Origin of the sequence: Kineococcus vitellinus (genome assembly GCF_009906315.1) — a bacterium.
Classification (GTDB): Bacteria; Actinomycetota; Actinomycetes; order Actinomycetales; family Kineococcaceae; genus Kineococcus; species Kineococcus vitellinus.
Genome location: NZ_JAAALL010000685.1, coordinates 1 through 251 on the forward strand (window position 1 = coordinate 1; position 251 = coordinate 251).

The 251-nt window shown below is 72.9% G+C and carries 1 pseudogene; it reads right to left on the reverse strand.

Annotated features, from left to right (window positions below):
• Window positions 1-83: 83 nt before the first annotated feature.
• Window positions 84-251, reverse strand: a pseudogene (locus GTQ99_RS27650) (hypothetical protein); the annotation flags it as partial.

The following is a 251-nucleotide window of genomic DNA, read 5'->3' on the forward strand; positions in this document are numbered from 1 at the left end:
CAGCCCATCCAGGTCCCCGAGCCGACGCTGGCGCACGCCATCGAGATCCTCAAGGGCCTGCGCGACCGCTACGAGGCCCACCACCGCGTCTCCATCACCGACGCCGCGCTGGTGGCGGCCGCCACCAGCGCGGCGTCGGTGATGGAGACGCGGTGGTGGGCCTCGTAGCGGTCGCGCAGGCCCTTGAGGATCTCGATGGCGTGCGCCAGCGTCGGCTCGGGGACCTGGATGGGCTGGAAGCGCCGCTCCAG